This window comes from Flavobacterium sp. W22_SRS_FK3 (genome assembly GCF_052113665.1).
Classification (GTDB): Bacteria; Bacteroidota; Bacteroidia; order Flavobacteriales; family Flavobacteriaceae; genus Flavobacterium.
The window spans coordinates 1-25,901 of sequence record NZ_JBGQOF010000011.1 but is presented as its reverse complement, the minus strand read 5'-3'; the positions used below and the strand labels follow the sequence as shown (position 1 = coordinate 25,901).

Here is a 25,901-nt window from a genome sequence, read left to right as displayed (position 1 = left end):
TACCGCTAGCCTTAATTTGTACTAGTTTACCAATAACAGGATTTTATATCTGGTGGGGAAGAAAGAAAAAACAGAAAGCTAAAGCATAAATTTTGATTTGATTATTCAAAATAGAATTATTTTTTTTCTTTAAAAATTGTAAAAGTTATTGAGGCTAGAAAGATAAAAAGCTCGTTTAAAATATTAAACAAGCTTTTTTATTTGAAAATTGAAATTTTAAACCTATTTAGTAATCTCTCTAAATACAGCTTCCAGGTTTTTATTTTTCTGATTCAATTGTAATGTTTTCAATCCATTATCATGTGCAAAATCAAAAACAGCCGGGCGCATATCTTTGTCGGATAAAAAAGTTAGCTCCCAAGAGCAATCGTGTATGTTTTTATATGATTTTAAATGCGGAATTTTAGCAATTTGTTGTTCTTCAATTTTGTAATCAAATTCAACTTCAATAACTTGTTCTTTATCTGCAGAAATTAAATTATCCAGTTTTTTATCGGCTACAATTTTTCCTTTGTCAATAATGATGACGCGGTCACAAATTGCTTCTACTTCCTGCATGATGTGAGTCGATAAAAAAACGGTTTTATCTTTACCGACATTTTTGATTACGTTTCGTATTTCTATTAACTGATTCGGATCAAGTCCGGTAGTAGGTTCATCCAGGATCAAAACATCGGGATTGTGCAATAAGGCATTGGCAAGTCCCACACGCTGACGATAACCTTTAGATAACTGACTTATTTTTTTATGACTTTCCGTTATCAGTCCTGTCAGCTGAATTACTTCTTCAATTCTTGACTTTGGCACTTTATAAACATCGGCATTAAAAGCCAAATATTCACGAATATATAAATCCAAATACAACGGATTGTGCTCTGGTAAATAACCAATAGAACGCTGAACTGCTTTTGTATTAGCAGAAACATCATTACCATTTACAATTGCCGAACCTTCATCGGCAAGCAAATAAGTTGTCAAAATTTTCATTAAAGTAGATTTCCCGGCTCCGTTTGGTCCTAAAAATCCAACGATTTCTCCTTTTTGAATAGAGAATGAAACAGCATTTAATGCTTTTTGAGTTCCGTAACTTTTGGATATGTTGTTTACTTCTATCGACATAACTTTTTATTTACTACAAAAGTAAACAGAAATAGTGTTGATTGCTAAAATTTGTCTTTTAAAGAAGCTATAAAAAAACTTCTATGTAAAATTATATATTTAATTTGAGAAAGCCTCCAAATAGTGGTGATAGATGTTTACAATTCTAAAAATCTTTTGAAAATTAAATTTCTAATCTAGCCCTGATAGGAACTATATCCTTTTGTGGCAGTGTTTGTCACAAAAGATATAGCGGATAGCAGGACTGCAGATGTTCTGAAAAATAAAGCTTCTGCTTCAAAAAATAAATAAGATCTTTTTTAAATACAATAAAAAATGCCAACTTAAGTAAAGTCGAAACAAAATCATAACTACAAGATTTTCGACTTCACCAGTTGGCATTAAAAAACAAAAATATTTAAAGAAAAATTATAAGCTCACGGTATTTTCTACAGTAATTCTCATCTCCTGAGCAGCAGCAACCATTTCGATCAGCGCTTTTTTGGTTTCATCCCAATGACGGGTTTTTAAACCACAGTCCGGATTTACCCATAACTGATCTACCGGAATAACCGAAGAAGCTTTTTCCAGCAAACGAACCATTTCTGCGCTAGAAGGCACACGCGGTGAGTGAATATCGTAAACTCCGGGTCCAATTTCGTTTGGATATTTAAAGTTGGCAAAAGCATCTAAAAGTTCCATTTGCGAACGGGAACATTCGATTGTAATCACATCAGCATCCATGTCAGCAATATTTTGAATAATGTCGTTGAATTCGCTGTAACACATGTGCGTGTGAATTTGCGTATCATCATGTACACCGGAAGCAGAAATTCGGAACGCTTTTACAGCCCAATCCAAATATTTCGCCCACTCTTCTTTTCTTAATGGCAAACCTTCGCGAATGGCTGGCTCATCAATCTGAATAATTTTGATTCCGGCTTTTTCCAAGTCCAAAACTTCATCACGAATCGCCAAAGCTATTTGCGTACAGGTTTTAGAACGAGGCTGATCGTTACGAACAAACGACCATTGCAAAATAGTTACCGGTCCCGTAAGCATTCCTTTTACCCATTTTGGAGTTAAAGATTGTGCGTATTGTGACCATTTTACAGTCATTGGGTTTGGTCGGGAAACGTCTCCATAAATAACGGGAGGTTTCACACAACGGCTACCATAACTTTGTACCCAGCCATTTTTGGTAAACGTAAATCCGGACAATTGTTCTCCAAAATATTCCACCATATCGTTACGCTCAAACTCACCATGAACCAAAACATCGATTCCCGTTTCTTCCTGAAAACGAATCGTCGCTTCGGTTTCTTTTTCAATTAAACCGTTGTATTGTTCTATTGTTAGTTCTCCTTTTTTGAATTTCGCTCTCCAACTTCTCACTTCTGCTGTTTGAGGGAAAGAACCAATTGTGGTGGTTGGAAATAAAGGAAGGTTTAAGCCTTCGATCTGGCTTTTTCTTCTGATTGCGAAAGTACTTTTACGTTTGTCATCTGAAGCTGTTATGTTTGCAACACGGGTTTTTACTTCGTTATTATGTATTAATTTTGAAGTTTTACGGTTGTCATTTGCCGCAATATTTCTTTCGTAATCAACTGAAAGCTTAACATTAACTTCGTTTGAAGCAAATTGTTTTAATAATACAGTTTCGTTGATTTTTTGTTTTGCAAAAGCCAGCCATTGTTTGATTTCAGGAGTTAAAGTCTGATCATTTGTCTCTGAATCTAAATCGCACGGACTATGAATTAATGAACAAGAAGGAGCAACTAAAATCCTGTTTTTTCCTAATGCAGCCGTTGCTTTTTGGATTAAACTCAACGATTTTACGAAATCATTTTTCCAGATATTTCTTCCGTCAACAACACCCAAAGAAAGATTTACGTTTGGATTTAATTGTCCAGATTCTAAAATATCATCTAATTGAGAAGGACAACGCACTAAATCTAAATGAAAAGTGTCAACAGGTAGAGCCAAAGCTGTTGCTAAATTTTCTCCGAAACAATCAAAATAATTAGCCAAAACGATTTTGATATTAGGAAAACGTTGGTTGATTTTGTTATATACTTTCGTGAAAGTATTACGCTCTTTATCAGTCAAATTCAAAGCTAAAAAAGGCTCGTCTAACTGAATGTATTCTACATTCTCAGCTTGTAGTTTTTCGAAAATTTCGAAGTAAACCGGAAGCAGTTTATCAATAAGATCAATTCGGTGAAAACCTTCTTCTTTTTCTTTTCCTAAAAGCAAATATGAAATGGGTCCAATTAAAACGGGTTTTGTTGCAATTCCTACATCTTTTGCTTCTTTGAATTCATTGATTATTTTTTCAGAGAACAATTCGAATTTTTGGTTTTTAGTGAATTCAGGGACAATATAATGATAGTTGGTATCGAACCATTTTGTCATTTCCATCGCAACAACATCCTGACCTTTTTTTTGTGCACCCCTGGCCATTGCAAAATACAGATCTAATGATGAGTTTGTTTTTGCCAGTTCATGGTATCGCTCCGGAATTGCACCAATAGTCAGAGTTAAATCTAAAACCTGATCATAAAAAGAAAAATCATTAGACGGAATCAAATCTACTCCTGAATTGGCTTGTAATTTCCAGTTTTTAAGGCGAATTTCTTTTCCGGCATCGATAAGTTCATCAGCCGATATTTTTCCGGCCCAATACAATTCAGAGGCTTTTTTAAGTTCTCTGTTGCTTCCAATCCTTGGATAACCTAAATTATTTGTTTTCATATTTATTTCAGTATTTTTTACTGTACAAATTTATTGTAATAGATTTTAAAACTTATATTTGAAGATTATTTCAGTAAAATGTATTTTTAAAATGAATTCTATAAGATTTATTTACTGATAAATTTATTTAAATGAAGCTTTAGCCGTAAAAAACACTATGGAAAACTTAGATAAAACCGATTTATTGATCCTGAAACACCTTCAGGAAAACTCCAATATCAATACAAAAGACCTGGCTAGTAAATTATTTCTGACAGTAACACCCGTTTATGAGCGTATAAAAAGGCTGGAACGTGATGGTTACATTACAAAATATGTGGCATTATTGGATAAGAAAAAAATGAATCGTGGCATGACTGTTTTCTGCAATGTCCGTTTAAAAGAACACGCCAAAAATGTGGGAAGCAATTTTGTAAAGGATATTGTGGCACTTCCGGAAATTATTGAATGCTACAATATTGCCGGAGATTACGATTTTATGCTCAAACTATTAGTGAAAGATATGGAAAGCTATCAGGATTTTGTAATGAATAAACTATCTACCATTGAAAACATTGGAAATACGAACAGTATTTTTGTAATGGGAGAAATTAAACATAGTACGGCACTGGAATTTTGATCTTTAGAAAGTCCTAAAATAAAATGTATTTTTGGTTTTTAAATCAGAAATTGAAATGAAAAGCGAAGGTTTTAAAATCTCAAATTATTTATTGGCATCAAAACAAAAGCGATTTTTGAACTTTATTTTTGATGGCATAATAAAGCTAATTATTGTTCGATTGGTGATAACATTCCTAAATATTTCGGAGATTGCAAATAGGATAGACTCATTAGATATGGTCGAACGCTACTTGTTCTGGAGCATTATTAGTTTTGTATATTATGGAATGACAGAAACGTTTCTTTCCCGGTCTCCAGCCAAATATTTTACTAAAACAATTGTTGTTATGGATGACGGTTCAAAACCTAGCCTAATGACTATCATGGCGCGGACTTTATTACGTATTTTGCCATTCGAAGCATTTAGTTTTTTAAGGGGTCGCGATTTCGGTCTTCATGATAAAAATTCTAAAACTTTTGTTGTTTTAAAATGTAAACTCGAAGAAGAAATAAAAGAACATCTTGAATTAGTATCTTTAGAAAAGTCCTAAAATAAAACGTATTTTTGAATCTTCTGAATCATAATTCTAAATCGTTAATCGACAATCAAAAATCATAATGAACTGGGAACAACTTTTATCACTAAAACGCCAAGGCGATACTAGCAAAAGATTACGTGTAGAACAAGATGATACCCGATTAGGCTTTGAGGTAGATTATGACCGAATCATATTTTCGGCGGCTTTTCGGTCTTTGCAGGATAAAACACAGGTGATTCCGCTTTCTAAGACAGATTTTGTGCATACCCGGTTAACGCATAGTTTAGAGGTTTCGGTTGTGGGACGCTCGCTGGGGCGTTTAGTTGGAAAAAAAATTATTGAAAAATACCCATATTTAAAAGAGATTCATGGCTATCATATGAACGATTTTGGTGCTATTGTAGCAGCAGCTTCTTTAGCGCATGATATAGGTAATCCTCCTTTTGGGCATTCTGGCGAAAAAGCAATTGGAGAATATTTTTCAATCGGAAAAGGCTTAAAATATAAAGATAAACTGACCGCTAAACAATGGCAGGATTTAATTGATTTTGAAGGAAATGCGAACGGATTTTCAGTATTGACAGCAAGTCGACCGGGAATTGAAGGCGGACTTAGAATTTCGTATGCCACTTTGGGTGCTTTTATGAAATATCCAAAAGAAAGTCTTCCTAAAAAGCCAACAAATAATATTGCCGATAAAAAATATGGTTTTTTTCAGACAGATAAATCATTTTTTGAAGAAGTTGCCAATGATATGGGGATGATTGCTAATAAATCTGATGGCGACATTGGTTTTGAAAGACATCCTTTAGCCTATTTGGTTGAAGCAGCAGATGATATTTGCTACACCATTATCGATTTTGAAGACGGAATTAATTTAGGTTTGGTTTCTGAAGATTTCGCCTTAGAATATTTAATAAAATTAGTAAAAGACAATATTGGGGTTGCCAAGTATAAATTGTTAGAAACTAAAGAAGACAGAATCAGTTATCTGCGTGCATTGGCAATTGGTGCTCTAATCAATGATGCAGTGAATGTTTTTATTGAAAATGAAGAAGAAATTTTGTCCGGAAATTTTCCTTATGCTCTAACAGATAAAAGTAAATACAAAGCCCAGATGGATGACATCATCAAATTGAGCGTCGAAAAAATCTATCAGAGCCGTGAAGTTATAGAGAAAGAAATTGTAGGTTATCAAATTATTCAGACTTTGCTGGATAAATTTATCAATGCGTTTAACAACAAATACGATGGAACGGCATCCAATTATGATAAACTGATTTTAAAAATGCTGCCGGAAAAGCATCATTTGGACAAAACCAATTTGTATGAACGATTGCTTCATATTTGCCATTATGTTTCGCTTCTAACTGATGGTAATGCTTTGGAGTTATTTGAAACAATCAACGGCAGGAAAACGAATTAGTAGTTGAAAATATTTAGCATTTAATAAAATAGGATGTAATAGCCCTAAAAAAGAGAGCAGAAAAAATGAACTTACTGCTCTCTTTTTTATTTTCAAATAAGAAAATCTGTTTTTACAAGTTTCTAAAAAGCATATACAAGACCCACGCCTAAAACTTGTCTTAATTGAGTTCTTGGTCCATCATTAACCTGAGATGTTGTACCCGTTGTAGGGTCAACAACATCTTTTTTTGTTTTGATATCATCGTCATAAACAAGATGAACACCAATGTTTGCTTTTACATAAGCATTAACTACCAGATCTAAGCGTGTATCGTAATCAACATCTACGTTTCCAAAATGATTTAAATAATCTGTATATAAAGTCAATCTGTTTTCGTAAAAAATGTTTTTATAAATTTCGCTTTTCATATATCCGGTAAATAATATACCAAATTCAGCCTTTACTTTTTGGCCTTCTTCAATTAAGATCTGGTTTTCAGGATCGAGTGGGTCAGGAGCATAAACTGCTTTTTTAACACCAAAAGCACCTTGGTTTGCTAAATTGTCATCCAATACCAAAGTAGTTTTTAATGTAATTGGAGAGAAATAAAAGGTCCTGTTTTTTTTCTTGTCTGAATACTCCGCTCCGGCTCCAAGGAAGATATAAGCTGGTGCAAAAGGTTTTGAAATTGCAATATCCCTGTTTGGATATTTATAACCGTTGGTAAATTGTGTATTGAAATTAAACTTAGCCGAATAATACCAATTTGAAAGTGTATCATTTCTAAATCCGTATGTAGAGTTAAATTGAAAGGCGTCATCTGTTTTTCTCAGTTCGGTCCCATCTTGTTTGTTCATACCATATTTTACAATAAGCTCATTAAACCATTTATGGTTTTCTTTAGCATACGTTCTTGTAAACTCACCCTTAAAAAGTCCTGAAATGGAGCTAGTTCCCCCGGCACTCCAGTTCACGAACGCAATTTCTGAAATATCAAAACCAAGTTTGTTTTTTTTGCTCCAATTAGATGGTGGAGGCGGAACTTTGCCAGGATCTAATGTAGTCCGGATAATACTCTGGGCAAAATTGTTGGAAGAAAATAAAAAAAGAAGTAATAAAAGGGATGTTCGCAATAATTTCATTAGGTTTAACTTTTGATTTTTTTTGGAGTTGCAAAATACTTATTTTTCAATCTTTGAAAAAAGATTTATTAAACTTTTAACGTCAATTTTACAAAATTGTTGCTGCTCAATTACTGTGCCGTGTTCGATAAAAAGGTCGGGAACACCTAAAATTTTTATTTCTTTAGTGAAATTATTGGCAGCAGAAAATTCTAAAATAGCACTTCCAAAACCTCCATTTATTGTGCCGTCTTCAATAGTGATTATAGTATTGAAATCTGAAAAAATAGAAATTAATAATTTGATATCCAAAGGTTTAATGAACGGAAAATCATAATGAGCTATAGCTTCAGGATTGCCAGATTCATTTAACGCAGCTACCACATTATTTCCAATAGTTCCTGTTGACAAAACAGCTATCTTATTTCCGTTTTTTAAGCAATTTGCTTTTCCAATTTTAATTTTTTCATAATGTCCGAAATTTTCTACTCCCCAATTTGGCAAAACACCACGACCACGCGGATATCGAATTGCTATAGGATGATTTAGTCCTAATTGAGAAGTATATAAAATATTTTGAAGAGCAATTTCGTTGATTGGTGCGTAAACAATCATATTTGGAATTGCTCGTAAATAAGCAATATCAAAAACACCGTGATGTGTAGCGCCATCTTCACCTACCAAACCAGCTCGGTCTAAACAAAAAATTACCGGCAAATTTTGCAATGCAACATCATGTATAACCTGATCGTAAGCGCGTTGCAAAAATGTAGAATAAATATTACAATATACAATCATGCCTTGTGTCGCCATTCCTGCAGCCAGTGTTACAGCATGCTGTTCAGCAATTCCAACGTCGAAAGCGCGTTCCGGTATTTCATCCATCATAAATTTCAAGGAGCTTCCGGATGGCATGGCTGGTGTAATTCCGATGATTTTTTCATTCTTTTTGGCTAAATCTAAAATAGTTAAACCAAATACATCCTGATATTTTGGAGGTAAATTTTCTTCAGATTTTAAATGAATCTCACCTGTTGAAGCATCAAATTTTCCCGGTGCATGATATTTTACCTGATTTTCTTCTGCTTGCTGCAGGCCTTTTCCTTTAATCGTAACGATATGAAGGAATTTTGGGCCTTTTGTTTTTTTTAAGCGTTTTAATTCTTTCAGTAGGGCCGGAAGATCATGGCCATTAATAGGACCCGAATAATCAAAATTTAATGATTTGATCATGTTATTCTGCTTCGGGTTTTTCCCTTCTTTTACAGCTGTCAGATATTTTTTTAGTGCTCCAACGCTTGGATCAATTCCGATAGCATTATCATTCAGAATAACCAATAAATTAGCATCACTAACTCCGGCATGATTCAAGCCTTCAAATGCCATTCCGCTTGCGATCGAAGCATCGCCAATAACTGCAATATGCTGCTTGTCGAAATCACCTTTTAATTTAGAGGCAATGGCCATTCCTAATGCTGCTGAAATAGAGGTTGAAGAGTGTCCAGCACCAAATGTGTCGTAAATACTTTCGCTTCTTTTTGGAAAACCGGAAATACCTCCGATTTGTCTGTTGGTATGAAAGTTTTCTTTTCTTTCGGTTAAGATTTTATGCCCGTAAGCCTGATGCCCTACATCCCAAACCAGTAAATCTTCGGGTGTATTGTAGACATAATGTAAGGCAATTGTCAATTCAACGACGCCTAAGCTGGCACCTAAATGTCCCTCTTTTACAGAAACAACATCAATTATAAATTGTCGTAATTCCTTTGCAACTTCCGGAAGCTGTTCTTCCGAAAGTAATCGTAAATCTGCAGGATTATATAGGGTTGAAAGTAAATTGCTTTTCATTGTATGATAAAAAGCAAATTTACGGTTTTTAAATTTAATTTTTTTAACTGAGATCTTATTCCAATACAATTGGTAAGGAGTATTGCATTTTTATTTTTTTGCCATTTGATTCTCCCGGCTGCCATTTTGGGGATAAGCTTAAAACCCTGATGATTTCTGCTTCTATTGTTTTGTCAATAGCCGGTTCACATTGTATGTAAGACAAAGATCCATTTTTTTCAACTGCAAATGATATTCTAATTTTGAGATTTTTGGTGTTTGTATTTTCCGGAGTTTTAAATTCATTTCCAAAAAAGGTGTAAAACGGGTCAATGCCACCTGGGAATTCTGCATTTTTCTGCATTACCGCACCTGTAACAAATGATGAATCATCTTCTTTACTTTTTTCTTTGCTGCTGATTTTTGCTGATTTTATTTTTTTGCTTTTAGTGATATCAGCAGGATTTACAAATTTAACATGGTCAACTTTGGGCAGAGGTGGCGGAGGCGGTATATTATTTGTGTCAATATTTTTTATTTTGATATCTCCAACTTGTATATGTTCTGTTTTTGAATTTTTAACTACTTCAACTGTATCAATTTTTTGTTTGTTCCCTTTTTTATCCTGACAACTAAATAAAGTTGTACCCATTGCAATGAACAAGGCTAATAAAAACATTTTATGATAATGTGTTTGAGTATATAAAATCCGACTCGGAATTTGTATTGTAATTGTATCTAATTGTGATTTCTTAAACCTTCCGCAAACATTTTTATTTTGAATAAAATAATGCTGCACTTCATCTGGTAACATGGTCGTAAAATCCACAACAGTTTTAAAACAGCTTAAACAAAAACGGCCATTTTCTTTAGGAGTCATTTTATTCCAATTTTCATGACAAGGTTCCGGAATCGTTATTTTATGTTTTCTTTCCATATTTTAATTTCAAAAATTAAATGTAATAAAAAATAAATACTAAAACAGTATTTTTGTAACTATGATAAATCCCTTCACTGACGAATATTTTATGAAAAAAGCTTTACAGGAAGCAGAAATAGCCTATAAAAAGGGCGAAATTCCTGTTGGAGCCGTAATTGTTGTGGCTAATAAAGTAATTGCAAGCAGTCACAATTTAACCGAATTGCTAAATGATGTTACAGCTCATGCCGAAATGCAATCGATAACGGCCGCAGCCAATTTTCTTGGTGGAAAATATCTAAAAGATTGTACTTTATATGTGACTCTTGAACCTTGTCAAATGTGTGCCGGAGCTTTGTATTGGAGTCAGATTTCTAAAATCGTTTTTGGCGCTCGTGATGAGCAACGTGGCTTTATGATTATGGGAACAAAACTGCATCCTAAAACTACTGTCGTTTCAGGTGTTATGGCGAATGAAGCAGCAGATCTTATGAAGCGTTTTTTTTTAGAAAGAAGAAAATAATTTTAGAATAAGTAAGTCATGTAAAGACATAGGAAAATCATAAATGAATTAAAGCAGATTATATTATAAAACGTGTTTTCTGAGAAACCTTTTTTTGAAAGAAGTATTTTTAAACTTATTCCTATCGAAAAAAGCAGAACAAGGCAAAAATAAAACAGAACACCATTAATGCTTAATCCGCTTGAAATTAGACTTGTATAGTTTCTTGTGTTTGACTTTACTTCAGTTATTGATTTAAATAATACGGAAGTTTCGATTTCAATATTATTGTCTTGAATGTATTCTTTTGCTGTTGAGAATGTAAATCCCTTTTTTGTAAAATAATGGTAAGAAACTTTTTGTTTGGATTTTCCAGTAGTTTGAACACTGTAATGAGTTATTAAATCTGTAGTTTTTGAAACTGGCAAAATGTAATAATCTGCGAAACCAGTCAAAATAAAAAATGTTACTACAGTCAGCAAATATATAATTACACCTTTATTTTTTATAATAAATTCACTTTCAGTAGAATATCTGTTTTTTGGGGCGGCCATTTTTATAGTATTAAAATGTTGTGAAATATAGTATTTTAAGGATTCGTTTTTCTAAAACTTAAATAAAAAAGTTAAGTGCTGGTACAAAGAAAATTCTTCTTAAAAAAAAGCAAAAAAAATTTTATATTTACTGCAATTTAATTTGAATTTACTGTTTTGTTTTTAAAGTGAATCCTATTAAATTTCTAATTTTTTAACCATAAACATTACATAAAAGTGAAAGTAAAAGGATTAAGTCTCGTATTTTTTGTATTTTTTATTTTTCAATCTTGCGGCAAAAAATCGGCGGCAGATTTCAATTCCGATTTTTCACTTTTTAAAGAGTATATAACCAGTTTTACGGGTGGAATCGTTTCTTCTGATTCTGATATTCGAGTGGTCTTGGCTTTCGATAAAAACGACTGGAAACCCAATCAGGAATTAGATGAGGACTTATTTGATATTTCGCCAGGTGTAAGCGGAAAAGTCGTGGCTCTTTCTACCAATACAATTGCTTTTATTCCGGGGAAAAAGTTAGCGCCCGGAACAGAATACCAGGTAACTTTAAACCTAGATAAGCTGACTGCGATTCCGAAAGAGAAAGAAAAAGAACTTTCAAAATTTAATTTCACAGTTAAAACAATCAAACAGGATTTTACGATAAATACGGCAGATATTCAATCGTATAGTAAAGAATATCAATATTTAAACTGTGTTTTAAAAACAGCAGATAATATTGATTTTGAAACTGCTGTTAAATTAGTTGAAGCCAAACAAAAAGGAAATAACCTTAAAATCAAGTTTGAAAAAACGACTGGTACAGCTAAAGAATTTCGTTTTATAATTGATAGTATTCAGCGTTACCCTGAAGCTACAAATCTTGAAATTTTATATGATGGAAAAGATTTTGATATCGAACAGAAAGGGCAGATTGATTTTCCAGTTACCAGTATAAACGAATTTAAAATTATAAAAGTTGAAGTTCCTGACGGGAGCAGTCAATCGGTTTTGATTAATTTTTCTGAACCTTTGGAAAAAGGACAGGATTTTAAAGGATTAGTATCAATTCAGAACACCAATAATTTAAAGTTTTCTACACAGGGAAATTTATTGAAAGTATATTTTAAAAATGAAACTGCCACTAAAAAAGAACAACCTGAGCCCATTGTTGTTGAGGAAGAAACCGAAGTTGTTACTGTTGATTCGACTGTAGTTGTTGTTGATTCTGCCGCAGCTGTAGTTGAGGTCGCAGCTGCTGATTATGCAGACACAGCCGTTGAAGTAGTTCCTGACGAAGAGCCGGAACAAGTTATTACAGGAGAATTACTTTTGGAAGTTTTTCAGGGAATCGAGAGCCAGTACGGCAAAAAGATGGACGCAAATTATAGTGAGAAAATTTCTTTTGACCAGATAAAACCAAGTGTTCGCTTTATTAAAAACGGGACGATTCTGCCAAGTTCAAATAATCTAAAATTAAATTTTGAGGCCGTAAATTTAAGTGCTGTTGATGTAAAAGTATATAAAATCTACAAAAACAATATTCTACAATTTCTTCAGTACAACGAATTAAACGGAGCGCAAAATCTTAAGAAAGTAGCACAGCCAATTGCCAAGACTACACTTAATTTAAAAGAAAGCACACTGGTTAACCTCGCAAAATGGAATACATATGCTTTAGATTTATCTAAAATTATCAAACCTGAACCGGGCGCGATTTATAGAGTAGAATTTGAATACAAAAAGAAATATTCTTTATATAAATGCGAAACATCAGATGGGGATCAAAATGAAGAAGAGGAAGAAGTTGATGAAAATGACGTAAATTATAGCGGTAACTCGTATGACGATTATTATTATGATGATTATGACTGGCGAGAAAGTCAGGATCCCTGCTCTGGTTCCTATTATTATAATGCCAAAATTGCGACTAATATTCTGGCCTCAGATTTAGGAGTTATCGCTAAAAGAGGTGAAAATAAGTCTTATTTATTTGCTGTAAATAACATTGTAACGACAGAACCAGTTTCGAATGCCAGAGTTGATTTGTATAATTACCAACAACAAAAAATTAGAACTGAAGCGACAAGCAGCGAAGGAATTGCTTCTTTCCAATTAGACAAATTTGCTTATTTTGCTATAGTTACATTAGGAGAACAATCGACTTATGTAAAGTTGGATGACGGACTTTCGTTGTCTGTCAGTAATTTTGATGTTTCTGGTGAGACATTACAGAAAGGTCTAAAAGGATTTATTTATGGTGAAAGAGGCGTTTGGAGACCGGGAGATAATTTGTATTTGTCTTTTATTTTGAATGATGCTTCGAATAAGCTTCCAAAATCACATCCAATTAAATTTAGACTGAATGATCCGAATGGAAAAACGGTTTATCAGACTGTTCAAAAAACTAATGAATTAAATCATTATGTCTTTACAGTTCCAACAAGTACAGAAGCACCCACAGGAAATTGGGAAGCGATGGTTAGTGTTGGAGGTGCTAAATTTTATAAAAGTATTAAAATAGAAACGATCAAACCAAATCGTTTGAAAATTAAAAATACATTTGCCAGAAAAACACTTTCTTCTTCTTCTCCCAATACAGATAATCTTGAAGTAACCTGGCTTCATGGTGCGATTGCTAAGAATTTAAATGTAGAAATGCAGGCAAAATTTTCTCAGCAAATAACCAGTTTTAAAGGGTTTGAGAAATATACTTTTGATGATTTAGTGCGTCAGTTCAGTACAGAAGAAATCAATGTTTTTTCCGGAAAATTAAATGAAAACGGAAAAGCATCAGTAAATATTGAGCCAAAATTACAAGGTCAGGCTCCGGGAATGTTACGAGCTTCGTTTATTACAAAAGTATATGAAGAAGGAGGAGATTTTAGTACTGATGTGATTTCGACAACTTATTCTCCATATAAAACATATGTAGGTATTAAATCGCCTGAGCCTAACAAATACGGCATGCTGGAGACCAGAACTAATAATCGTTTTGAAGTTGTTACCGTTGACGAAAACGGAAGAGCTAAAGCAGTAAGAAATCTCGAAGTAAGAATTTATAAAGTAGAATGGCGCTGGTGGTGGGATGCTTCAAGCGATAATTTATCCAATTATAATTCTTCTAATGCAACGACTTCTTACAGAAGCAAAATGATTAATACAGATTCAAGCGGTAGAGGAAATTTTGAATTTGCGTTGACCGATGAAGAATGGGGTCGTTATTTGATCCGGGTTGAAGACACAAACGGTGGACACGCAACTGCCTTAACGGTAAATATAGATTGGCCAATCTGGTCAGGAAAAACGCGAAACAGAGATGCTTCAACAGCAAATATGCTGGTTTTTTCTACTGATAAAAAGAATTATGCTGTTGGAGAAAAAGCGCAAATATCTTTCCCTTCAAGTGATGGCGGACGCGCTTTAATTTCTATTGAAAACGGATCTCGGGTAATCCAGACCATATGGGCAGAAACTAAAAATGGAGAAACAAAAGTCGAAGTTCCAATTACGGGAGCAATGGCACCAAATGTCTATTTTAATATCACCTTATTACAGCCGCACGCTTCAACCAAAAATGATTCGCCTATTCGTATGTATGGAATCGTTCCGATTGAAGTTGTCGATAAAAACACCATTCTGGCACCAACAATTAATATGCATGATGTACTGAAACCAGAACAGCTTTTTACAGTAAAGGTAGGAGAGAAGTCGGGCAAAGAAATGACATATACGATTGCCGTTGTTGATGAAGGACTTTTGGATTTGACCCGTTTTAAAACACCAAATGCCTGGGACAGTTTTTATGTGCGAGAAGCTTTGGGTGTAAAAACATGGGATGTTTATGATGATGTAATTGGTGCGTATGGCGGAAAAATAAATCAGATTTTCAGTATTGGTGGAGATCAGGATTTGGGCGGCGGAAAAGCTAAAAAAGCCAATCGTTTTAAACCGGTTGTATTGTATTACGGTCCGTTTAAATTAGAAAAAGGAGAAACGAAATCACATCAATTAAAGCTTCCAAAATATATAGGTTCTGTTAGGACAATGGTTGTGGCTGGAGATGCAGTAACAAGTGCGTATGGAAGTGTAGAAAAAGCAACTCCGGTTAAGAGTCCTTTGATGGTATTGGCTTCATTACCGAGAAAAATTTCACCATCAGAAAAAGTGACACTTCCGGTAACTGTTTTTGCTACAGAAAGCAAAATTAAAAATGTTTCGATTCAGGTAAAAACCAGTAACGGATTGAAAGTAATTGGAAGCCCTGTTCAAAAACTATGTTTTGCACAGCCAGATGAAAAAATGGCGTATTTCAATTTAGTGGTAGGTGCTGCAACCGGAATAGCAAAAGTACAGGTTATTGCTACTTCAGGAAATGAGAAGTCAGTTTATGATGTTGAGATTGACATGACAAATCCGAATCCCGTAACAAATACTTTTACAGATGTCGTTCTGTCGCCAAATAGTACTAAAACACTTTCATGGAAAACTTTTGGTGTAGCAGGAAGTAATAAAGCAAGATTAGAAGTATCGTCAATGCCATCCATGAATTTGAACGGAAGATTACAATATCTAATTCAATATCCGTATGGTTGTGTGGAGCAGACGACTTCATCCGTTTTTCCTCAATTATTCTTAAGCGATGTTGCCGATATTGATGCGAAACGTAAAGATATTATCCAAAAAAATATTGCAGCGGGAATTGCAAGATTAGGGAATTTCCAATTGTCAAATGGTGGATTATCTTATTGGCAGGGAAATTCAATTGCTGATGATTGGGGGACTTCATATGCGGGCCATTTCCTGATAGAAGCAGAGAAAAAAGGATATGTATTGCCAATAAATTTCAAATCAAAATGGTTGGCATATCAGCAAAAAGAAGCTAAACAATGGCGTTTTGAACCAAAATATGGTAATGATTTAGCTCAGGCTTATAGATTATATACATTAGCTTTAACCGGAAATGCCGATTTATCTTCAATGAACAGATTGCGCGAAACAAAAGGTATTTCTAATGAAAGTATGCTTCGTTTGGCAGCTGCCTATGTTTTGGCTGGTCAAAAATCGGCTGGACAAAATTTGTTTTTGAAAACAAGTATTGATGGTAATTCAGATGGTTATAGTTACTACTATTATGGTTCGGGCGAAAGAAACAGAGCAATGGCTTTGGAAACCATGCTGCTGTTAGGACAAAAACAAAAAGTCTTTACAATGGCTTCGAAATTAGCCAAAGAAATGTCATCCAATCAATGGATGAGTACACAAACTACGGCGTATTGTTTGTATGCAATGTCGAAGTTCGCTATTAGTAACGGTCCTAAAGGAATCAATCTTCAGTTTAGCAAAAATGGTAAAGCTGAAACGATAAATACTCAAAAAACTGTTGCTGATCGTGGTTTATCGGTAGCAACCGGAACAAATAGTATAACGTTGAAAAACAATAAAAATAATACGATTTATGTTCGTGTATTGAATACAGGAATATTACCGATCGGAGAAGAAAATGCTGTTCAAAATGATGTTTCAGCTTCTCTAGTTTTCAAAAACAGAAAAGGAAATGTAATTAATGTTTCGAAAATTAATCAGGGAACAGAGTTTGTTGCTGAGGTTACTATTAAAAATCAAAGAGGAGAGAGTGTTAAAAATGTGGCATTATCTCAAATTCTGCCTTCCGGATTTGAAATCGTAAATACTCGTTTTACAGATTATGGAGACCCAGTAAATAACATTGCCGATTATATTGATATTCGTGACGATAGAACTAATTTTTATTTTGGAATGAAAGCCAGAGAAACCAAAGTTTTCAGAATTCTCTTAAACGCATCGTATTTAGGAAACTATTATTTGCCAGGTTTACAATGTGAAGCTATGTACGACAATACCTTCCTGGCCAGAACAAAAGGATTCTGGGTTGAGGTTGCGAAGTAAATTAAATAGCACGCAGATTTTAAGATTTAGCTGATTTTTTAAATTCTGATCTGCAAGACCTGCTTAATCTGCGGGCTAAAATTTTTAAAGAATATTCTTTGCGAACTTTGGCGTAAACCTTTGTGCTGGTTCGCTACTAAATAACTAATAGGTTGAAAAATAAATTAATAGCGTTCTCAAAACGCATTATAAATTGGATAAAAAAGAATAAAATAAAATCAGCAATTGTATTTATACTCTTGCTGATTTACTATTTTTCCATACCCAGAACTTTATTCAGAGAGCCCTATTCAACCGTTATAGAAAGTAAAGAAGGAGAATTACTTGGAGCTAAAATCGCTAGTGACGGACAATGGCGTTTTCCTGCGCAAGACAGTGTGCCGGATAAATTCAAAAAATGCATTGTTTATTTTGAAGATGAATATTTCTATAAACATCCGGGATTTAATCCGGGAGCGATGGTAAATGCTTTCAAGCAAAACAGAAAAGCAGGGAAAGTAGTTAGAGGCGGAAGTACTTTAACACAGCAAGTTATTCGATTATCCAGAAAAGGGAAAAACAGAACTTATTTTGAAAAATTAATCGAAATCATTCTTTCAACCCGATTAGAATTGCGTTATTCTAAAGATGAAATTCTCGAAATGTATGCCGCTCATGCGCCTTTTGGGGGAAATGTTGTTGGACTGGAAATGGCTTCATGGCGTTATTTTGGCGTGCAGTCCAATCAATTATCCTGGGCTGAAAGTGCTGTTTTAGCCGTTTTGCCCAACGCACCAAGTTTGATTTATCCAGGTAAGAATCAGATTAAGCTATTAAATAAGAGAAACCGGCTTTTATTAAAGCTATATCACGAAGGAATTATTGATAGTCAGACTTATGAACTTTCTATACAAGAGCCGTTACCGAAAAAACCTTATAATTTGCCACAAATTGCACCGCATTTATTACAAAGAGTGGCTAAAAAAGAGGAAGGAACACGAGTAAAAACGACACTTCATTATGCTTTACAGAATAGAGTAAATCAGATAGCTATATCTTATTATAACCAGTATAAACAGAATGAAGTGCATAATCTGGCTATTTTGGTGATTGATGTACAAAATAGAAATGTAATGAGTTATGTTGGAAATGCACCAACAGATAAAGATCATCAAAAGGATGTAGATATTATTGAGGCTCCAAGAAGTACCGGAAGTATTTTAAAACCGCTTTTATACGGAGCAATGCTGGATGATGGTGAATTATTGCCAAATACTCTAATTGCTGATATTCCAACACAAATTTCCGGTTATACACCGCAAAATTACAATCTCACTTTTGATGGTGCTGTTCCTGCTCATCGTGCTTTATCAAGATCATTGAATATCCCGGCAGTTCTGATGCTGCAGGATTTTGGTGTAAATAAGTTTTATGAGGAATTGCAAAAGTTCAAACTGAGAGATATTAATAAAACGCCAGATCATTATGGACTTTCCCTTATTTTAGGCGGAGCAGAAAGTAATTTATGGGATTTATGCAGAACCTACGCTAATTTATCTTCAACATTAAATTACTTCTGTAAAAATCAGGATAAGTATAGAACAAATGAGTTTACAGAATTAAATTATAAAAATAATTTTAAACCAGATTTTGGAACAGAAACAGATCAGAAGAATATTTTGGGAGCAGGATCAATCTGGTTAACGTATAATGCAATGGAAGAAGTAAACAGACCGGAAGGTGACGAAGCCTGGAAATTTTATGACAGTTCCTTAAAAATTGCCTGGAAAACAGGAACCAGTTTCGGAAACAGAGATGCATGGGCTATTGGGACTAATTCAAGATATGTGGTAGGAATCTGGGTAGGAAATGCAACTGGGGAGGGAAGGCCAGCTTTAACAGGAGTTACTAGTGCCGCACCTATTTTATTTGATGTTTTTAATTTGTTACCAAGGCAAAGATGGTTTGAAATACCTTATAAAGATTTAGAAAATGTTGAGATTTGCCGATTAAGCGGTTATTTAGCAAAGGAAGATTGTCCAAAAATTAAGCAATGGGTTTCTAAAAAAGGAAAATCTACTGTTGTTTGTCCGTATCATAAAAAGGTTCATTTAGATAAATCTGAGCTATTTCAGGTAAACAGTAGTTGTGAGAGTGTTGATGATATTGTCACTAAAGGCTGGTTTGTGTTACCTCCGGTTATGGCTTGGTATTACAAGAGCCAGCATATTGAATATTTACCTTTGCCTCCTTTTAAGGATGGTTGTGAGGGAACGCAGAATAAGACAATGGATTTTATTTACCCGAAAGCCAATAGTAAAATTTATTTGACCAAGGATTTTAACAGCGAAGTACAGCCTGTAATTTTGAAAGTGGCTTATTCCGAAAGAGATAAAGAATTGTTTTGGTATCTTGATGATGTTTATAAAGCAACAACCAAAACGTTTCATGAATTGCCGATTATACCAACTTCAGGAATACATTATATTACGGTTGTGGATGCATTTGGGAATGAAATTAGAAGAAAGATTGAAATTGTGAGAGAATAAAAATTAAAAAATAAATTCAAAAAGCCAAAGATATCTCAAAGTATTAAAGGTTCTCATGAAAATGAGAGCCCTAGCCCAGATAGGAGCGGTATCCTTTTTCTGGCTCTTTTAGCCAGAAAAAGATACAAGCGGATAGCTGGAAATAGCTCCTAGTAAAACAAGTTCCAATTTTAAAAACCTAAATTCCAAATTTTGAAGACGAGATTTACTCGCAAAGACGCATAAAAAAACCGCCAGTCTTTCGAGAGGCGGTTTTTATTTTATTCTGAAATAACATTTCCTTTTTTGTCGTAGAAATGGTATTCTAAGTACGTGTAAGCGTCACGAGGTATGATTTTCACCCATTTCTTATGCTCAAAAAACCATTTTGAACGTAAGGATGGAAAACCTTTACTGAGGTATGCAGCCACAAACGGATGTACATTAAGTACTACTTTATTGTGGTTTTTTAAAATTCTGTCCAGATCGGATGCGATTTTATCAATGATTAAAATTGGTGCTTCAATTTCGCCATTTTCATTGTTTGGATCTTCTTCTCTGGTTTTAATATTAACTTCCGGTCTTACGCGTTGTCTGGTAATTTGAACCAGGCCAAATTTACTAGGCGGTAAGATTTTATGTTTTGCTTTATCGTCGCTCATTTCTTCTCGCAAGAAGTCGAACAAAACTTTCCTGTTTTCGGGATTAGACATATCGATAAAATCTACTACGATTATTCCGCCCATATCACGCAGACGAAGTTGTCTGGCAATTTCAGCGGCAGCAATCATATTTACTTCCATGGCTGTATCCTCCTGATTGGTGGCTTTATTGGAACGATTTCCACTGTTTACGTCTATAACATGAAGAGCCTCAGTATGTTCTATAATAAGATAAGCACCTTTGCTCATCGAAACCGTTCTTCCAAAAGAAGTTTTGATTTGTCTCTCTATATTGTATTTCTCAAAAATCGGAGTGTCGTTTGATTGATAAAACTTCACAATTGATTGTTTTGAAGGTGCAATCTCTTGCAAATAATCCTTCGTTTGATGGTACAACTCTTCATCATCTATTTGAATACCACTAAAGGTATCATTAAAAACATCTCTCAATATTGAAGAAGCTCTGTTGAGTTCTCCTAATACTTTGGATGGATGATGAGCAGTTGGTAATTTTTTACACATTGCAGTCCATCTGCCAAGCAGGTTCTGCAAATCTTTTTCTAATTCGGCTGTATTTTTGCCTTCGGCTACTGTGCGAACAATAACACCAAATCCTTTAGGTTTGATCGATAATACAAGTTTTTTTAGACGATCCTTTTCCTTTTTGTCTTCTATTTTTTGTGAAATAGAAACGCGGTCAGAAAACGGAACGAGAACAATAAATCTTCCTGCCAATGAAAGCTCAGCGCTTATCCTTGGGCCTTTGGTAGATATAGGTTCTTTTACAACTTGTACTAAGACAGATTGATTGGCACTTAAAATATCAGTAATGATGCCATCTTTGTCAATCTCTTTTTCAAACTGAAAGGTTTTTAGGGAGAAATCTTTTAATTTACCTGCGCTTACAAGTTTTATGAATTTCAGTTGGGAAGCTAAGTTTGGGCCTAAATCGTGATAATGTAAAAAAGCATCTTTTTCGAAGCCCACATTTACAAAAGCAGCATTAAGTCCGGCAACTGGTTTTCGTATTTTGGCAATAAAAATATCACCAACCTGAAAGTTGCTTTTTTCTTCTTCCTTGTGTAATTCAATTAGTTTTCCATCTTTTAATAAGGCAAAATCTACGAAATCTGAACTTGATCGAATAATTAATTCTTTATTCATTTGTAAATTTTTATCCGTGAATTAGTTACAGTAATTAATTATCAGTCATTGGTGAAATAACCATATAGTCTGAAAAACTAAAAACCATCAACTTCTGCAAGGATGGATTAAACAATATTTTTAACAGGTATTGAACCCGGGGAAAAGAAGACTAGTAGAGAATAGACAAAGAGAATAGATTTTGATGTCTATATTCTTTTTTCTTTACTCTTTCGTCTTTTTTCAATTTCAATGAACGTTTAAAAAGAAAAAAGTAGTTTAAAACTACTTTTTCTTTTTGTGACGGTTAGCTCTCGCTCTTTTCTTTCTTTTGTGAGTAGCTACCTTATGTCTCTTTCTTTTTTTACCACTTGGCATATCGTATCGATTTTATGATTAATTAATAGTGTTATTTTGCTTCGTTATTTGTTTTTACTCCTTCTACAAAAACTTTTGCAGGTTTAAAAGCAGGAATATTGTGTGCAGGAATTTTGATTGTGGTATTTTTAGAAATGTTTCTTCCTGTTTTTTCAGCTCTAGTTTTTACGATGAAACTTCCAAAACCTCTAAGATAAACATTATCTCCAGTTTCTAAAGAAGTTTTTACTTCTTCCATAAAAGTTTCTACTGTTGCCTGAACATCTCCTTTTTCAAGACCTAGTTTTTCTGCAATCTTCGCTACGATATCTGCTTTCGTCATTTTCTTTCCTATTTTATTTTTTTAAATGATGTACTATTTTTTGAGTTTGCAAATATAGGAATTAAAAAAATAATTAATCAAGCTAATTCGTTAAATTTTAATCACATAAACATTTACTTTTGCATTCTAAGTATTTTGCAATGAAATTTCATAACTTTCTGATAAATTGGTATTTACAAAACAAACGTGATTTGCCGTGGCGAAATACTGTTAATCCGTATCATATTTGGCTCTCAGAAATTATGTTGCAGCAGACAAGAGTAGCGCAGGGAATGCCCTATTTTTTTTCTTTTACCAAAGAATTTCCTACCGTATTTGATTTGTCAAATGCGGATGAAGAGAAAGTTTTAAAACTTTGGCAGGGATTAGGATATTATTCGCGGGCCAGAAATTTGCATAAAACCGCTCAATATATTGCAAATGATTTAAATGGAATTTTTCCGGCTACTTATAATGATTTATTAAAATTAAAAGGAGTTGGCCAATATACAGCAGCTGCTATTGCTTCTTTTTCTTACAATGAAGCTGTTCCGGTGGTTGATGGAAATGTATTTAGGGTTCTTGCACGTTATTTTGATATCGAATCTGATATTGCTTTGCCTGCGACTAAAAAAGAGTTTACAGAACTAGCTTATGAATTGATGCCAAAAGATAATCCGGCAATTTTCAATCAGGCAATAATGGAATTTGGAGCTTTGCAATGTGTGCCCAAAAATCCTGATTGTTCTATTTGTGTTTTTAATGAAAGCTGTCTGGCTCTGCAAAAAAAGAAAGTTGATGTTTTGCCGGTAAAATCTAAAAAGTTAAAGATTACCAATCGGTTTTTTAATTATCTGATTTTAGAAGATGTTTTAGGAAACACTTTAATTCAAAAACGTACTTCAAAAGGTATTTGGCATAATTTATATGAATTTCCTTTGCTGGAAACTGATGAAATTGTCGATTTTGATTTTATTTCAAAAACAATTCAGCATGGCATTTTGGCCTCATATACTATTAAATGTGTTGAAGAATGTTCGCATGCAACAGTAATTCATAAACTTTCCCACCAGCATTTACATATTCAATTCTGGAAAGTTAAAATTGATGAAATTATTCCTAATGGATTGAATAATAGTGAATTAAAAACATTTCCTTTCCCTATTGTTATTTATAATTTTATTGAAAAGGAAGAAATAAGACGTTAAAAAAAATGTATCTTTGGTACACACAAATGTTATATCATGAACGGAACATTAAACAAAGTGATGTTGATAGGCCATTTGGGCGATGATGTTAAAATGCATTATTTTGATGGAGGTAACTGCATCGGGCGCTTTCAATTGGCAACAAACGAAGTGTATATCAATAAATCTACAAGTGAAAAAATTACTTCGACTGAGTGGCATAATTTAGTTGTCCGCAATAAAGCTGCTGAAATCTGTGAAAAATATTTATCAAAAGGAGATAAAATATACGTTGAAGGCCGCATAAAATCAAGGCAATGGCAAGCTGAGGACGGAATTACAAAATATACTACCGAAATTCAGGTAACCGAATTTACGTTTCTGACAACAAAAAAAGAAACAGATAATAAACAACATCAGCCTTCAGAATCACCAAAAAACACTAACTTTGAAACTCCTAATGAGGGCTTGCCTATCAATGATTTGCCTTTTTAATTGTTTAACTAATTTTTTTTAATTTGGACCCGGAGCCCAGTTTGTTTTTTGCATCAGCTGACACTAATTTAATTATTGGTTTTGTCGGAATATTGGTTTTGCTTTTTTTGTCAGCTATTGTTTCAGGTGCTGAAGTAGCTTTTTTTTCCCTGTCTCAAAAGGATATAGACGATGTCCTTCAGGAAAATAATCCTAAGGGTAAAATAATTTCGAACCTATTAGATAAGCCTAAAAAACTCTTAGCGACATTGTTGGTAGCCAATAATTTTTTAAATATTGGAGTAGTGATTCTGTTCTCATTTGTAGGTAAAAATGTTTTTGATGGTATTAATTCCTCTTTATTGAGGTTTATTTTAGAAGTAATTGTTGTTACTTTTTTGATTTTACTTTTTGGGGAAGTGCTGCCTAAAGTTTATGCCAGCAGAAATAATATAAAATTTGCCAAACAGATAGCTTATCCAATGGCTTTTTTAGATAAATTACTTTCTCCGGTAAGTTTACCAATGCGAGCAGTTACTTTATATTTGCATAATAAATTAGGGAAACAAAAAACTAATTTTTCGGTGGATCAGCTTTCACAGGCATTAGAACTCACAGATTCTGAAGGAACATCAAGTGAGGAACAAAAAATATTAGAAGGAATTGTTTCTTTTGGAAATACAGATACCAAACAGGTAATGAGTCCGAGAATAGATATTTTTGCATTGGAAATATCAGAATCTTTCGAAATAATTTACGCCAAAATAATTGAGAAAGGATATTCAAGAATTCCGGTTTATCGCGATAATATTGACCAAATTGAAGGCGTTTTATTTGTTAAGGATTTATTGCCTCATATTGATAAAGTCGAATTTGACTGGAAAACCTTAATTAGAGAAGCTTTTTTTGTTCCGGAGAATAAAAAACTGGATAATTTGCTTAAAGACTTTCAGAATATGAAAAGCCATCTTGCGATTGTGGTTGATGAGTATGGAGGAACGTCCGGTTTAGTTTCTTTAGAAGATGTAATTGAAGAAATCGTAGGAGATATAAGTGACGAATTTGATGATGAGCATTTAAATTTCTCTCAAATTGATGATAAAAATTATCTTTTTGAAGGAAAAATAAACATGAAAGATTTCTATAGAATTATAGATGTTGATGAAGATGTTTTTGAATCTCATAAAGGTGAAGCAGAAACACTGGCAGGTTTTATTCTCGAAATTCTTGGAAATTTCCCTAAAAAAGATCAAAAAGTGGCATTTGAAAACTGTGTTTTTACCATAGAAGCAGTTGATAAAAAACGTGTTAAACAAATAAAAGTAACAATTGAATAATGTTAAAAAAAATAATTTTCCTGACAACAATTTCTCTATTATTAATTGTGTGCAGTTGTAAGGATGAAGTGCTTCCCAAGCCAGCTGGTTTTTTACGGCTGGATTACCCGGAAGCTAAATATGTAAACTTTCAAAATCCATGTCCTTTTTCTTTTGAAATGAATGAAGCTGCAGTGATAAAAGGTGAAAAAGAGTGTGGTTTTGCTATTACATATCCAAAAATGAAAGCCACGATTTATCTGACTTACAAACCTGTTAATAATAATATCGATAAATTACTTAGAGATGCCCAGAAATTAACCTATGAGCATGTTATTAAGGCAGATGATATATTGGAACAGCCGTATTTAAACCCTGAAAACAAGGTGTACGGAATGTTTTATCAGGTAAATGGAAATGCAGCTACTAACTCGCAGTTTTATGTGACCGATAGTACAAAACATTTTATAACGGGATCAGTTTATTTTTATGCAAAACCAAATTTTGATTCTATTATGCCGGCAGCAAGTTATATTAAAAACGATATGCAGCGACTTATGGAAACTTTGAAATGGAAATAAAACATATAAAAAAAGCGTTCAATTGAACGCTTTTTTTATATGTTTTAAATGTCTAGTCCTGAAATAGCGATACACAAAAAGCATCGTTATGGAAGATCAAATAAAATATGTAAAGCGTAGTCAACG

At 33.7% G+C, this 25,901-nt stretch carries 18 protein-coding genes; 10 read left to right on the top strand and 8 right to left on the bottom strand.

From position 1 onward, the window contains the following. Window positions 1-222 precede the first annotated feature (222 nt). On the bottom strand, window positions 223-1,119 hold the full coding sequence (gene gldA, locus ACEN2I_RS12270; RefSeq protein ID WP_441766393.1) for a gliding motility-associated ABC transporter ATP-binding subunit GldA: 897 nt from the start codon (window positions 1,117-1,119) through the stop codon (window positions 223-225). Window positions 1,120-1,527: 408 nt separating this feature from the next. Beyond that, a complete protein-coding gene (gene metE / locus ACEN2I_RS12265) occupies window positions 1,528-3,852 on the bottom strand; it encodes a 5-methyltetrahydropteroyltriglutamate--homocysteine S-methyltransferase (RefSeq protein WP_441766392.1) in 2,325 nt (774 codons plus the stop codon). A 157-nt stretch (window positions 3,853-4,009) separates the two neighbouring features. On the opposite strand from metE, the gene ACEN2I_RS12260 reads away from it, so the two are divergent. The 3 genes from ACEN2I_RS12260 (at window position 4,010) to ACEN2I_RS12250 (ending at window position 6,417) form a co-directional block, all read left to right on the top strand. Beyond that, entirely contained in the window at window positions 4,010-4,471 is a 462-nt protein-coding gene (locus tag ACEN2I_RS12260; protein WP_441766391.1) for an Lrp/AsnC family transcriptional regulator, read from the top strand. 55 nt (window positions 4,472-4,526) lie between these two features. Continuing rightward, a complete protein-coding gene (locus ACEN2I_RS12255; RefSeq protein WP_441766390.1) occupies window positions 4,527-5,003 on the top strand; it encodes an RDD family protein in 477 nt (158 codons plus the stop codon). Between the two features lie 67 nt (window positions 5,004-5,070). After that, window positions 5,071-6,417: a deoxyguanosinetriphosphate triphosphohydrolase gene (locus tag ACEN2I_RS12250; RefSeq protein ID WP_441766389.1), complete on the top strand. Its 1,347-nt coding sequence runs from the start codon at window positions 5,071-5,073 to the stop codon at window positions 6,415-6,417. Between the two features lie 122 nt (window positions 6,418-6,539). On the opposite strand, the gene ACEN2I_RS12245 is transcribed toward ACEN2I_RS12250, so the two are convergent. The 3 genes from ACEN2I_RS12245 to ACEN2I_RS12235 are packed head-to-tail and all read right to left on the bottom strand — an operon-like array spanning window position 6,540 to window position 10,284. Then, window positions 6,540-7,541 carry a DUF3078 domain-containing protein gene (locus ACEN2I_RS12245; protein WP_441766388.1) on the bottom strand — a complete coding sequence of 334 codons (1,002 nt, stop codon included), beginning with the start codon at window positions 7,539-7,541 and terminating at the stop codon, window positions 6,540-6,542. Window positions 7,542-7,580: 39 nt separating this feature from the next. Beyond that, on the bottom strand, window positions 7,581-9,368 hold the full coding sequence (locus ACEN2I_RS12240; protein WP_441766387.1) for a 1-deoxy-D-xylulose-5-phosphate synthase: 1,788 nt from the start codon (window positions 9,366-9,368) through the stop codon (window positions 7,581-7,583). A gap of 55 nt (window positions 9,369-9,423) precedes the next feature. Beyond that, window positions 9,424-10,284 (bottom strand): hypothetical protein, encoded by an 861-nt coding sequence (locus ACEN2I_RS12235; RefSeq protein WP_441766386.1) that lies wholly within the window; start codon window positions 10,282-10,284, stop codon window positions 9,424-9,426. A gap of 61 nt (window positions 10,285-10,345) precedes the next feature. Here ACEN2I_RS12235 and ACEN2I_RS12230 point away from each other — a divergent pair, with 61 nt between their 5' ends. Further along, a complete protein-coding gene (locus tag ACEN2I_RS12230) occupies window positions 10,346-10,789 on the top strand; it encodes a nucleoside deaminase (RefSeq protein ID WP_441766385.1) in 444 nt (147 codons plus the stop codon). 2 nt (window positions 10,790-10,791) lie between these two features. Here the strand turns inward: ACEN2I_RS12230 and ACEN2I_RS12225 are convergent, their stop codons facing one another. Continuing rightward, on the bottom strand, window positions 10,792-11,322 hold the full coding sequence (locus ACEN2I_RS12225; protein ID WP_441766384.1) for a hypothetical protein: 531 nt from the start codon (window positions 11,320-11,322) through the stop codon (window positions 10,792-10,794). A gap of 216 nt (window positions 11,323-11,538) precedes the next feature. On the opposite strand from ACEN2I_RS12225, the gene ACEN2I_RS12220 reads away from it, so the two are divergent. Continuing rightward, window positions 11,539-17,226, top strand: a complete 5,688-nt coding sequence (locus ACEN2I_RS12220; protein ID WP_441766383.1) for an alpha-2-macroglobulin family protein — start codon at window positions 11,539-11,541, stop codon at window positions 17,224-17,226. A gap of 152 nt (window positions 17,227-17,378) precedes the next feature. Then, a complete protein-coding gene (gene pbpC / locus ACEN2I_RS12215) occupies window positions 17,379-19,754 on the top strand; it encodes a penicillin-binding protein 1C (RefSeq protein ID WP_441766382.1) in 2,376 nt (791 codons plus the stop codon). Window positions 19,755-20,014: 260 nt separating this feature from the next. Here pbpC and ACEN2I_RS12210 read toward each other — a convergent pair whose 3' ends face one another. Further along, a complete protein-coding gene (locus ACEN2I_RS12210) occupies window positions 20,015-21,559 on the bottom strand; it encodes an Rne/Rng family ribonuclease (protein ID WP_441766381.1) in 1,545 nt (514 codons plus the stop codon). A 388-nt stretch (window positions 21,560-21,947) separates the two neighbouring features. Beyond that, a complete protein-coding gene (locus ACEN2I_RS12205) occupies window positions 21,948-22,238 on the bottom strand; it encodes an HU family DNA-binding protein (protein WP_441766380.1) in 291 nt (96 codons plus the stop codon). A gap of 140 nt (window positions 22,239-22,378) precedes the next feature. Here ACEN2I_RS12205 and mutY point away from each other — a divergent pair, with 140 nt between their 5' ends. The 4 genes from mutY to gldD are packed head-to-tail and all read left to right on the top strand — an operon-like array spanning window position 22,379 to window position 25,775. Next, on the top strand, window positions 22,379-23,425 hold the full coding sequence (mutY, locus tag ACEN2I_RS12200; RefSeq protein ID WP_441766379.1) for an A/G-specific adenine glycosylase: 1,047 nt from the start codon (window positions 22,379-22,381) through the stop codon (window positions 23,423-23,425). 36 nt (window positions 23,426-23,461) lie between these two features. Beyond that, window positions 23,462-23,899 (top strand): single-stranded DNA-binding protein, encoded by a 438-nt coding sequence (locus ACEN2I_RS12195; protein ID WP_441766378.1) that lies wholly within the window; start codon window positions 23,462-23,464, stop codon window positions 23,897-23,899. Window positions 23,900-23,922: 23 nt separating this feature from the next. Next, window positions 23,923-25,215: a gliding motility-associated protein GldE gene (locus tag ACEN2I_RS12190; protein ID WP_441766377.1), complete on the top strand. Its 1,293-nt coding sequence runs from the start codon at window positions 23,923-23,925 to the stop codon at window positions 25,213-25,215. Beyond that, complete coding sequence (gene gldD, locus ACEN2I_RS12185; protein ID WP_441766376.1) at window positions 25,215-25,775, top strand: gliding motility lipoprotein GldD; 561 nt, start codon at window positions 25,215-25,217, stop codon at window positions 25,773-25,775. Before ACEN2I_RS12190 ends, gldD begins: the two co-directional genes overlap by 1 nt. Window positions 25,776-25,901: the final 126 nt, after the last annotated feature.

Coding starts and splice junctions, on each gene's coding strand:
- ACEN2I_RS12195 (WP_441766378.1), top strand. CDS start 23,462: ATGAACGGAACATTAAACAAAGTGATGTTGATAGGCCATTTGGGCGAT.
- ACEN2I_RS12250 (WP_441766389.1), top strand. CDS start 5,071: ATGAACTGGGAACAACTTTTATCACTAAAACGCCAAGGCGATACTAGC.
- ACEN2I_RS12230 (WP_441766385.1), top strand. CDS start 10,346: ATGATAAATCCCTTCACTGACGAATATTTTATGAAAAAAGCTTTACAG.
- ACEN2I_RS12205 (WP_441766380.1), bottom strand. CDS start 22,238: ATGACGAAAGCAGATATCGTAGCGAAGATTGCAGAAAAACTAGGTCTT.
- ACEN2I_RS12240 (WP_441766387.1), bottom strand. CDS start 9,368: ATGAAAAGCAATTTACTTTCAACCCTATATAATCCTGCAGATTTACGA.
- gldD (WP_441766376.1), top strand. CDS start 25,215: ATGTTAAAAAAAATAATTTTCCTGACAACAATTTCTCTATTATTAATT.
- ACEN2I_RS12245 (WP_441766388.1), bottom strand. CDS start 7,541: ATGAAATTATTGCGAACATCCCTTTTATTACTTCTTTTTTTATTTTCT.
- gldA (WP_441766393.1), bottom strand. CDS start 1,119: ATGTCGATAGAAGTAAACAACATATCCAAAAGTTACGGAACTCAAAAA.
- ACEN2I_RS12225 (WP_441766384.1), bottom strand. CDS start 11,322: ATGGCCGCCCCAAAAAACAGATATTCTACTGAAAGTGAATTTATTATA.
- metE (WP_441766392.1), bottom strand. CDS start 3,852: ATGAAAACAAATAATTTAGGTTATCCAAGGATTGGAAGCAACAGAGAA.
- ACEN2I_RS12255 (WP_441766390.1), top strand. CDS start 4,527: ATGAAAAGCGAAGGTTTTAAAATCTCAAATTATTTATTGGCATCAAAA.
- ACEN2I_RS12235 (WP_441766386.1), bottom strand. CDS start 10,284: ATGGAAAGAAAACATAAAATAACGATTCCGGAACCTTGTCATGAAAAT.
- ACEN2I_RS12260 (WP_441766391.1), top strand. CDS start 4,010: ATGGAAAACTTAGATAAAACCGATTTATTGATCCTGAAACACCTTCAG.
- ACEN2I_RS12210 (WP_441766381.1), bottom strand. CDS start 21,559: ATGAATAAAGAATTAATTATTCGATCAAGTTCAGATTTCGTAGATTTT.
- mutY (WP_441766379.1), top strand. CDS start 22,379: ATGAAATTTCATAACTTTCTGATAAATTGGTATTTACAAAACAAACGT.